Annotated in this window: 4 protein-coding genes; all 4 read left to right on the top strand. The window is 40.1% G+C overall.

Annotated elements, in window-relative coordinates; genetic code table 11:
* The first annotated feature begins 125 nt into the window (after positions 1-125).
* From QZ138_RS11005 to QZ138_RS10990, 4 genes are read left to right on the top strand one after another with little or no spacing between them, the layout of a single operon-like run.
* On the top strand, positions 126-5,093 hold the full coding sequence (locus QZ138_RS11005) for a cobaltochelatase subunit CobN (protein ID WP_292889067.1): 4,968 nt from the start codon (positions 126-128) through the stop codon (positions 5,091-5,093).
* 9 nt (positions 5,094-5,102) lie between these two features.
* Positions 5,103-5,810, top strand: coding sequence for a DUF2162 domain-containing protein (locus QZ138_RS11000; protein ID WP_292600086.1), 708 nt, complete (start codon positions 5,103-5,105; stop codon positions 5,808-5,810).
* A gap of 8 nt (positions 5,811-5,818) precedes the next feature.
* Positions 5,819-6,463, top strand: coding sequence for a MotA/TolQ/ExbB proton channel family protein (locus tag QZ138_RS10995; RefSeq protein ID WP_292600088.1), 645 nt, complete (start codon positions 5,819-5,821; stop codon positions 6,461-6,463).
* An 11-nt stretch (positions 6,464-6,474) separates the two neighbouring features.
* Positions 6,475-6,801 (top strand): DUF2149 domain-containing protein, encoded by a 327-nt coding sequence (locus QZ138_RS10990; protein ID WP_292889066.1) that lies wholly within the window; start codon positions 6,475-6,477, stop codon positions 6,799-6,801.
* The last annotated feature ends 113 nt before the right edge of the window (positions 6,802-6,914 follow it).

Raw genomic sequence — 6,914 nt, 5'->3', positions numbered from 1 at the left:
TGATTTCAAAAAAGTATTACTTTTTCGCTTAAAATGGGGCATTTAGTAATACTTTAATCAAAATATATATTATTCACATTGACATAAATAATATATGCTTAATAAAAAAATTTTGAGGGATTAGTGTGGATAGTCATAAAAGATTATTTTTAATAATTATTATATTGTCATTTTTCCTGTTTGCTCAAGTGAGCTTCGCCCAAAGCGACAATAACATGACTTTACAGGATGATTCGCATGATGAGTTATCAGTTGGCGAATCAAATGACTTGCATGAAAGTGATGCTAAAAACAAGACGGTGGGAACCAACATTATAGATTCGGCCTGTGACGAGATATACAATCAGGACGGATTATCAGGATTCAATATGGTTGTTCGAAGCGGAGATCAGATAAAGAACATGGGTGAGGAGGAGCTTCACTCCCTGTTTGACAAATCCGATGCATTCATCGGGGAATGGATTAGTACGGATGTCGATTCCGTTCTCACAAAGCTTTTGGGAAAATATCCTGAATTGTCCCATAAGGAATTATTTTTGATTTTGGAGCCTCCTTCTGGTAATGTAAACTCAGGTTCAAGCTCAATCAATCTTATTAGAAACAATACCATTAACTATAATAAAATATTCACTTCCTGTAGTGACAGTGACCTTATAGACTATTTTAAAAACACAAAAAGGGGATTGAACTTCAATGATGTAAACTCATACATAACCTCCACCGGAGCCAAATTCGACAATGTCTTCAATAAGATGGTTCTCTACAAGGACATCAACGACAAGGAAAACCTCAAAAATCAGATTCTATTCACATTAAACATTTTGGGCTATGATTTCACATACAAGGCCCCAAATTTCACAGGCTCAAAAACTTATGGTATTTATCGTGACAGGTGGTATTCGCTTGATGAATACATTGCCGCATTCTTTGACAGGTCAAAAACACGCACAGTCGGAATATTGGAAAGTACAATGTATATCGCATCACAGCAGCTTCACCCGACAAACGCCCTGATTGACTCACTGGAATTAAAAGGGTATAATGTGATTCCGGTTTATGCTGCAGGAGGATCTGCCGAACAGCTGAGGGCAATGGTTGAGGCATGGACCAGTGCGGGAGGAGACATTTCAGGATTTTTGGAAAACTCATCTAAATATGAAACATATGTTGATGCAATTGTGTCAATGGTTGCCTACGGTGTCGGCGGTGAAAACTTCACAAAGGCGACAGCATTTTTTGAAGAGCTTGGAGTGCCGATTTTCAGGGCCATTCACTCAGATTTTGTTTCAAATGAAATGTGGGAGCTGGGTTCAACCGGCCTTACCACTGAGAAAAGTGACAAGTGGTGGCACATTACCATTGCTGAGACTCAGGGAATCATTGATGCGACTTTTATTGGAGGCCAGTCCAGTTATATCTCTAATGTAACAGGTGCAAGAATCGTTACATATATTCCATACGAAAGAAACGTTGACCTTTTCACTGACAGGATTGATGCATGGGTTGATTTGAAATACACTGCAAACGCTGAGAAACTGATTTCAATAATCTATTATAACTACCCTCCTGGAAAGCAGAATATCGGTTCCAGTTACTTGGATACCATAGCAAGTATTTATAATATTCTTAAAACCTTGAAAAATGAAGGTTATAATGTTGGGGAGTTGCCGACAAGTGTAGCGGAACTTGAAGATTTGATGCTTAAATGTGGTATTAACGTAGCTAACTGGGCACCGGGGGAACTTGAAAAATTAGCTAATCAATCAGGAGTTACATTGCTGCCTGTAAGTGAATATAACGAATGGTTCAACTCCCTTGATGAGATTGTAAAGATTCAGGTTCGTGAAGGTCCGGTGGCATACATCGGAGAGCTTTCAAGAAGGGCGGTGGAGCTTGACTATACCGTCACAATAGGAGATACGATTGACGACTGGTACAATCAGGTCGTGGCACTCCTGCCGGAGGAAAATTCAGCCGCATCCAAAAGTGTTTTGGAAAATATTGTCAACGCTTTGAAGCAGTACACATCCACCAGGGATGAAAGCTATTATAATTTATTCCAAAGATACTTCAATGAATTCAAGGCCTTGAACGTTTCAGGCTTGAACGGATGGGGAGAAGCGCCGGGTAATGTAATGGTAATAAATAGAGATGGTATCGATTACTTTGTAATTCCGGGTTTGACTTATGGTAACATATTTATAGCTCCTGAACCTCAAAGAGGATGGGAATCAGACATCGAAAACCTTTATCACTGTACTGCAGTCGCTCCAACCCACCAGTACCTGGCGGCCTATTACTACATGCAGACAAAATTCCATAATGCGATGATATTTACAGGAAGGCATGCTACACACGAGTGGCTGCCTGGAAAAGAGATTCTGCTTTCATCCACCGATTACGGATCCGTTGTGGTTGGAGACGTTCCACAAATTTATTTCTATATTGCCGATGGTTTGGGTGAAGCTATTCAGGCTAAAAGAAGAGGCTTTGCGGTTATCATTTCACATCTGACATCTCCAATGTCATATACTCACTTGTATGGCAACTTGACACTTATGGCAAACAGCCTGGCCAATCCGGACAAGTTGCGTCAATTGATTATTGAAAATGACTACTCCACAAATCTTGGTCTTACAAAAGAGGAAGTGCAAAGATTGTCAAATGATTTGCTCGTCCAGAAAGTAAACGATTTCCTGACTTCAATGCAGTCCACACTTTATCCATTGGGTCTTCATGCCCTAGGAGAGCCTTGGTCTGAAGCGGATATAGCAAGTACGGTTTCAGCAATGTTATCTCAAGACCATGTACTTGAAAACAATCAGGGCACACTTAACCTGTTCACTGAACTGGCAAACTGCTACTATTCAAAAGGATATGGCCAATTGTCAGCGTTAGAAAGGGAGGTCATATTGAATAAGGCTTATGATATTGTTAAGGCACTGATTTATTGGGATGTGGATACCGTCAATGGAGTTTTGATAGGTGAAAATGAGAAATTCAACAACCCTACATTCCTTGCATGTCTCAATCTGGGTAAGAAATACATCGATTTAATCGATTTTTCAGTTTCAAATGAATTGGACGCAATGGTTGACGGGCTTAACGGCAAATATGTCCCAGTCGGAGAAGGTGGTGAAATCGTAGTAAAACCTGCAATATTGCCGACCGGTAAAAACATGTTCCAGGACCAGTCAAGTGAACTTCCGACAATGGAGGCATGGGAATATGCAAAAACCCTTGCATTGCTCACATTGGCCGATTTAAACGACACAACAGAAAAGATAATCATGGGAATCTGGTGTGTGGAAACCGCAAGGGATGACGGAGCGCTTGTTTCAACAGTTCTTTATCTTTTGGGAATGAAGCCGGTCTGGACAGACTCATCAAGTGCAGGCTATGATGATGAGGGAAACCCTACAGGTAAAAAAGTGGGTACAATGCCTGAAGTAATAAAGTTGGATGATTTGACACGTCCTGACGGATGGGCCAAAAAGAGGATAGATGTAACAGTGATTACAAGCGGACTCTTCAGGGATTTATACTCATCACAGTCAATTTTAATGGATAACGCATACCGTGTTGCCCTTGCAAGATCATACCTGGCAATAACTGGAAATCAGACATTGATGAATTCTGCTGAAGGAAATTATTTAAAAGAGGCTCTTGAAGGAGTAATGGGAAGCATCAATTATTATGGTGTTTCAAATGAGCCTTTGGATTCAAATTATGTGGCACGGCACTGGATTGAAGACACCTTATATTATAAAGATGTTGGCTATAATTCAACTTATGCCGGTGAATGTGCAATAACAAGAATATTTGCACCGCCTAACGGCGATTATGGTGCTGGAATTTCAAAACTGGTATCAATGTCATGGACATGGAACGATACCTCAGAGCTATCTGACTTCTACCTTGGAAGAATGGGAAACATGTATTCCAAAAACTACTGGGGAGATACCAATCCGTTAGTATTTTTAAGAGCCCTTTCGAACTCAGATACAATTGTTGCCAGTCGTAACACCAACCAGTATGGTGTGCTTGATAATGATGACTTCTTCGATTACTGGGGAGGACTGTCCATGACAGTTGAGGAGATTTCAGGCAAGGCTCCAAAATTCAACGTGCTGATGTATGCCAACAAGAACAGTGCATACATATCCTCTTTGGAAGAGGTGATGTATCAGGAAATCGCTGCAAGATATGACAACCCTGATTGGATTAAGGGAATGATGAATGAAGGTTACAGCGGTGCCCGTTATATGTCTAACAAATTCGTGAGCAATCTGCATGGATGGCAGGTAACAAGGCCTTCAGCAGTGACAGACGACTTGTGGAACAGGATTTACAATACATATTACAACGATAAATATGGAATTGGAGTTAAGGATTGGCTTATGAGTGGAAATAATGCTTATTCACTGATTTCAATGAGTGGAACAATGCTTACAACAATCCATGACGGCTATTGGAATGCGGACAAGGCCACAATAAGTGACATTGCAAACACATGGGCGCAGGCAACAATCCAAAACGGTGTTGCATGCTGTGACTGCAGCTGTGGAAATATTGCAATGATGCAATGGGCTGTACAATATGTGAATCCGGATATATTGGCTCAATTGCTCCCTAAACTATATCAGGCAACTAAAAATCCGGTATTTGCAAATAATACTCAGTCCGCACAGCCTCCGGAAACTGAATCAACTAATAATCAAAAAGAAGCTTCCTCACAAAATCCGGTTAAAGGTTCAACCTCTTCTGCTACTGTTGCAACAAATTCAAGTTCAACTAATGCTCAAACTACCTCTCAAAATGGAGATAATGCTCAGGGAGAAGCATTTTCAAATGTAGGTGCAGGTTCAGAATCAGTTGAAGCGGGAAGCTCTCAGTCTGAAGGTGCGGATGTTAAAAAATCAGTTGAAATTAACCCAATAACATCACAGTCAGCCAGCGAAGTGGGTTTGTCACTTGCGGCCGTTATAGCTATTTTATGCTTGATTATGGTTGTGGCTGTGGGATACTTTAGAAATGAAGATGATAAGGACAAAGTTCAAGATTTAGATAAGTTATTTAATGAAAGACAATAGGTGTAGACAATGGATGCGATTAATATTTTATGGCAGGTCGGAATTCTTTCGGCCGTTTTGATTTTTGGAATAAAGTTGGGCCTTGCAACAGGCCTTGCAAACATGTCAAAGAGATATTTGGCGGTGGTGTCAATAGGATATGGTGCGGGAGTATTAATACTGACGGAAATCTCATCGTTTTTCACACAACAGATTACGGATCTGATTTACACTTATAACTTTGAGTTTTTCCTGATTATGGCAATAATCATGATTTTGGCAGGTATATTTACAATCCGTGAATACAAGGTGTTTGAGAAAAATACGACAGCAGCCACCTGCATGGCTATTGTTGCGCCATGTCCGTGCTGTTTTGGATCAATTATTGTAAGCATAATGCTTGTTGCACCGACTGTAGGTTTGGGATTAATGAATTTGAGTGTTATTGTAGCGATAGCATTGGTTTTGACAATTGTTGTAACTTATTATGCATCCAATTACCTGGTAAGATTCATTGACAAGCCATATCCTATTGTGCTTGGCAATTTCATGTTCTTTTTAGGAATATACTTCCTTTTATCAGCATTGTTCCTGCCAAATATCACAGCAATGATTCAAAATCCGATGGAGGCAATATCAATAGCTTCACCATACTCACTGATTGGGGCATTGGTCTTGGTGCTTGTAATAGTGTTGATTGGCGGAGTAATATCAAGGAGAAGCAGTAATTTTAATTAGGTGATTTAATGGTATCAACAATTCCTGGAAGTGAAGTATTAACATCAACATTGAACATGATTTCACAGAGCCTGCAAATTCCAGTAATCATATTTCTGGTGGTTTTTGCGATTTTTGCAGTATTGGCTATTGGAGGTCTGATTTCGGAGTACACCTCCAGAAAGAAAATCACTCCCGATTTGATTGAGGAGCTGATTTATGCAATAGCTAATGCAGGTTCATTGGAAGAAATAAAAAATATTATTCAAAATGCAAAAATTTACGAGTCTCAAAAGGTTGTTCTAATCAAGATATTGCGTTCACATTCCTTAACTCATGATTCAAGGCAGGCTTTGGCTAAAAAGCTAATCGAGTTTGAGGAAAACAAGTTCGCAAAATCAATCGAGAGGACCGATGTCGTTACACGTATAGGTCCGACACTGGGACTGATGGGTACATTGATACCTATGGGTCCTGGACTTGCAGCTTTGGGTGCAGGTGATGTCAATACATTGGCCAATGCGATTATTGTTGCATTTGATACCACTGTTGTGGGTATCGGTGCGGGGGCTGTTGCTTATTTCGTGTCAAAGGTAAGGCGCAGATGGTATGAGGAATACTTGTCCAACCTTGATGCCCTTGCAGATGCGCTTCTTGATAAATTAAGTCAATAGGGGTTTTAGCTATGGTTCGAGAAAAAGGCAGAAAACGTTTTTCAGAAGCGGAAGAGGACCCTATGGCCGGAACATCCAACCTTGTCGATGCGATGCTTGTAATCGCTGTGGGTTTATTGATATTTGTAGTGATAAGCTGGAATATGCAGAGCGTTGTATTTCAGGATAGCCAGCAGCAGCCAATAGAGCAGTCATCTCCAGATGTGACTGAAGTGAGCGAAGGACAGGCCCTGAATGAAACTCCAGACACTTCAAACAGTTCAGGTCAAGGATATATGGAGATGGGTAAGGTCTATAAGGATCCTTCAACGGGCAAGCTGATCATGGTTGAAGGTTAAAATTTTTTTACATGGTAATACTTTTTTAGCATTTTATACCTTGGTTTTAATGAAAAGTATTACTAAAATTCTTATTTTTTCTTATTCTTTTATATAATAGTATTATTTTTTGT

Source organism: Methanobrevibacter sp. UBA212 (assembly GCF_905233225.1).
Lineage (GTDB): Archaea > Methanobacteriota > Methanobacteria > Methanobacteriales > Methanobacteriaceae > Methanocatella.
This window is presented reverse-complemented; position numbering and strand designations above follow the sequence as displayed.

Coding starts and splice junctions, on each gene's coding strand:
- QZ138_RS10990 (WP_292889066.1), top strand. CDS start 6,475: ATGGTTCGAGAAAAAGGCAGAAAACGTTTTTCAGAAGCGGAAGAGGAC.
- QZ138_RS11000 (WP_292600086.1), top strand. CDS start 5,103: ATGGATGCGATTAATATTTTATGGCAGGTCGGAATTCTTTCGGCCGTT.
- QZ138_RS10995 (WP_292600088.1), top strand. CDS start 5,819: ATGGTATCAACAATTCCTGGAAGTGAAGTATTAACATCAACATTGAAC.